The 4,216-nt window shown below is 41.1% G+C and carries 5 protein-coding genes; all 5 read right to left on the reverse strand.

Translation table 11 applies throughout. From position 1 onward, the window contains the following. Positions 1–71 precede the first annotated feature (71 nt). Complete coding sequence (gene uspE / locus L1D51_RS20620) at positions 72–995, reverse strand: universal stress protein UspE (RefSeq protein WP_055021043.1); 924 nt, start codon at positions 993–995, stop codon at positions 72–74. Between the two features lie 102 nt (positions 996–1,097). Continuing rightward, complete coding sequence (locus tag L1D51_RS20625) at positions 1,098–1,832, reverse strand: FNR family transcription factor (RefSeq protein ID WP_054553050.1); 735 nt, start codon at positions 1,830–1,832, stop codon at positions 1,098–1,100. Positions 1,833–1,870: 38 nt separating this feature from the next. Next, positions 1,871–2,542: a sulfite exporter TauE/SafE family protein gene (locus tag L1D51_RS20630; RefSeq protein WP_239964709.1), complete on the reverse strand. Its 672-nt coding sequence runs from the start codon at positions 2,540–2,542 to the stop codon at positions 1,871–1,873. Beyond that, the gene (gene ccoS / locus L1D51_RS20635; RefSeq protein ID WP_054553052.1) at positions 2,535–2,702 is read right to left on the reverse strand and encodes a cbb3-type cytochrome oxidase assembly protein CcoS; all 168 of its coding nucleotides are present in this window, start codon (positions 2,700–2,702) and stop codon (positions 2,535–2,537) included. Before ccoS ends, L1D51_RS20630 begins: the two co-directional genes overlap by 8 nt. Further along, a partial coding sequence (locus tag L1D51_RS20640) for a heavy metal translocating P-type ATPase (protein WP_239964711.1) occupies positions 2,699–4,216 on the reverse strand: 1,518 nt, incomplete at its 5' end. The genes ccoS and L1D51_RS20640, both read right to left, overlap by 4 nt.

Consider the following 4,216-nt stretch of genomic DNA (forward strand, 5'->3'; position numbering starts at 1 on the left):
TTATTGATGTAACAAATATATAAAAAGAAAAAAGCCCCAAACTGGGGCTTTTTTAATGCATATTTAAAAGGTTATTTAGCAAGTGGGCTCACATAGCCGTCTGGTTTTAGTGCTAAAACATCGCAGTCAAGGCTATCAATAACATGCTCTGCTGTGTTACCGACAAGCGCTGCACTTAAGCCAGTACGTCCAACTGTACCTATCACTACTAATTCGCTGTTGAGGCGTGCAGCCACATCAGGAATAACATCTTCTGGTAAGCCTTCTTCAATGTGGCAATGAGCTTTATCAATATCAAACCCTTCAGCTAATGAAAGCGTTGATTCAAAGTGATGTTTTTTAACTGATTCGTTATAAACACCTGGGTTGAATTCAGGGATTTCAATAGCGATATTAACTGGAGTTGCTGGGTAGGCATTAACTAAGTTAAGCGTTGCGTTGGCCAAATCACAAATGAAACGAGCGTCATTGATAATACGCTTATTAAGTTCAAGGTGTTGTTCATTCTCACTCACTGCGTTCACAGCAGCTAAAATATTGCCTTTTTCCGGCCACTCTTTCTCTTTAACAAGTAAAACTGGAGCAGGGCACTTACGAATGAGGTGCCAGTCAGTTGGCGTGAAAATAACAGACTTAAGTGTATCGTGTTGATGAGTGCCTTTGACAACAAGGTCAAAACCATCGTTGATCACGGTATTGATAATGGCTTCGTAAGGGCGGTTATGCCAAACCACACAGCTATCAATGGTAAGCTCTGGGTAAAGGGCAATTTGTTCATTTAACCATTCTTGGCGGTCTTTTATGACGGCTTCGCGCATTGCTTCACGCTCATCAGCAGAAAGCATTGTGGTCATTTCATAAGAGAAGTCGTAGATACTGAGGAAAGCGGTGATGGTCGCGCCAGATTTTTTGGCTAGATCAATTGAGCGGCTTAAACTATGTTGCTGCTCTTTGGTTGGGTCTATAACTGCTAAAATTCGTTTAATTGCGTCCATGTGCTGCTCCTTAACTGTTCCGCAAAAAGTAGTACTTTGAGTGTAACCTAAATTTAGAACAGTTAAAGGGGCAAACAATATAAAGTTGCGTTAAATCAAACTCTATTTACATTTAATCGCTGCTGTTGCTGCAAGCGCTTGCTGGTCCAAAATGGTGATAAATTTACCTTCAACCTTAATAAAACCAGCTTTTTGGAAGCGGCTTAAAAGGCGGCTAATTGTTTCAACAGTAAGGCCTAAATAATTACCGATTTCACCACGTGTCATGGTTAAACGGAATTCTTTACGTGAGAAACCACGTTCACCAAAACGCTCTGCAAGATTATAAATAAAACTTGCTAAACGCTCTTCAGCTGACTTTTTATTGAGTAACAATAACATTTCTTGGTCATAGTTAATTTCATTACTCATTAAACGCATAATTTGTTGGCGTAGCTTAGGTAGTTTACCCGCTAATTCGTCTAGAGTATCGAATGGAATTTCACATACCATTGAAGTTTCAAGGGCTTGTGAGAAGCTTTGATGAGCCATTTTGTTAATAGCGTCGAAACCAACTAAATCACCAGCTAGATGAAAACCAGTAATTTGTTCATCACCTTGTTCTGACAAAGTATAAGACTTAAACGAGCCAGAGCGTACCGCATAAATGGCATTTAAGCTTTCGCCAGACTCAAATAAATAATCACCTTTATGCAGTGGTTTCTTACGTTCGATGATTTCATCGAGACGATCCATTTCTTGGCCGTTTAATGAAAATGGCAAACATAGCTGGCTGATACTGCAATTATTACAGCTAATTGTGCATAAGCCTTTTGACTTGTTTTGTGAGAAGTCCATACATCAAATCCATTCAAATAAGTTAACAACCAGTAAGATTAATGAATTAGCCTATCGGTTGCTATAATTAATAAGTATATACCGTACCATATTATTACGCTGCCTAGAATAACCCTAGTCCAAACATGGTTGAAAATAGTGTTTATTTTCTGGCTGACGAGTCCTACGCTTATCATGGCAGGAAAGGTGCCTAACGCGAAAAACAACATCACACCTGCACCATGTGATGCTGATGGGCTAGTCAGTGCCCAGGTTAGCGCTGAATAAACTAATCCACAGGGCAACCAGCCCCACAAAGCGCCATAGAGTAGGGCTTTTGGGGTAGTATCGACCGGTAATAAATAACGATTAAGTTTAGCTAAATGCTGCCATACTAGGGTTTTGCCAAGTTTTTCTAGCCACTGTAGAGTTGCCGCTAAACGCATAATGTAAACCCCAACAAGGAGCATAAAAATACCACTCAAAAACGACAACGCTATCGATATAGAAGTATTTTGCGCTGCAAAGCGACTACTAATTCCTGCTACAAGAGCACCGGCAAGCATGTAACTGAGTGCGCGGCCTAGGTTATAAGCAACCGAAAAGCTCACTGCACGGTTTTTGTTGGCGGCAAGTTGTAAACTACTGGCAATGCCACCACACATCGCTAGGCAATGACCACTACCTAACAAGCCCATTATAAATGCACTAATAAACAGCGGATCAATCATTACTTTTGTTGTGCTGCTCTTTATCGTCTTCGAACAGGATACTGTGGCCCTGTTTGTTTAAATCAGAAAATTGTTCGCTTTTTACAGCCCAAAAGAACACCCCAATGGCAATTAGCACAAATAAAATGGCAATTGGGATAAGCATGTAGATGATACTCATAGTTTTAATAACCTTAATGAGTTGGTAATAACCAAAATGGAGCTTGCAGACATACCAATTACGGCCATCCAAGGAGCAACGAGCCCAAGGGCTGCCAATGGTAAAATCGAACCATTGTAAATAAGTGATAATGCCAAGTTTTGCTTAACAATACGGCGCGTCTTTTTCGAGACAGTAAGCAAATGCTCTATGGCCGTTAGATCACTATTGAGTAATACCACATCGGCACTATTTTTGGAAATATCAGCGCCTGTTTCCATTGCAATAGATAAATGGGCACTGGCAAATACTGGGCTGTCATTCACGCCATCACCCACCATAGCAACAATGGCACCTTTACTTGCAAGTGCTTCGACATGGGTTTGTTTGTCGCGAGGGCTACATGCAGCATGCACGGTATCTAAATTGAGCTGTTTTGCAATTCGCTCACCACTGTTAGAGGCATCGCCCGTTAACATATGGCACTTAATTTGTTGCGAATGAAGTGTAGTAATCAATTTTTCTGCGTTATTACGTAGGCTGTCGGCTAAGTAAAAGCGCGCAATGACTTGTTTATCGATATATAAGGTTGCTTGAGCATCTGCTTTTTCGGTATTAAACCAACCGCTTTTACCTATCGCAAGGTGCTGATCATTGAGTAAAGCGGTAATGCCTTTACCCGGTTCGATAGTCACATTTTCAATAGGGTTCACTGTGTCGTTGAAACCAGCGAATGCATTAGCAATAGGGTGCTCAGAGAAACTTTCAAGTTGCGCTGCTAGTCGTAATGCATCTGCTTCACTGTACTGGCTATTTACTAGCTCAACGCGCTCAATGGTAAAGCGGCCTTGCGTTAAAGTACCAGTTTTGTCAAAAGCAATATCGGTTAATTGTGGTAGCGTTTCTAACACGTGGGCTTGTTTTATTAAAATTCCACGCTTAGTAAGGCTGGCTACAGCGCACGTGAGAGCGGTTGGAATTGCTAAGCTAAGCGCACAAGGGCAGGTAGCAACAAGTACAGAAATAGTAACCCAAAAGGCATGCTCGGGGTCTATTTGATACCAACCAATTGCTGTTATTGAGGCAAACACTAATAAGCAGGCAACAAACCACTGCGCTACTTTATCTGTGATCTCAACTAATCGCGGGCGCTTGGTTAACGCTGTGTGCTGTAACTTAATAATTTGATTAAGCAAGGTATTTTGACCGATTTTGTTGATCTCAATACTGATCACGCCATCATGGTTAATCGTTCCTGCGTAAACTTGATGGCTGACAAACTTGTTAACTGGCTGGTGTTCACCCGTCATCATGGCTTCATCGATGGTTGTTTGACCTTTTGTAACAATACCATCAGCAGGAATAGTCTCGCCTGCTTTGATTAATACAACATCACCCAGTTTTAGTTTTTTAGCGGCAATTATCGATTCTTGGTTATTCTCATCGATAATTCGAGCTGTAAGCGGCAGTAACTTTTGCAAATTAGCGGTAAATTCACTGGCTTTTAAACGGGCTCTAAATTCTAAATATTTACC

The organism is Pseudoalteromonas shioyasakiensis, assembly GCF_022398475.1.
In the GTDB taxonomy this organism is placed as follows: Bacteria; Pseudomonadota; Gammaproteobacteria; order Enterobacterales; family Alteromonadaceae; genus Pseudoalteromonas.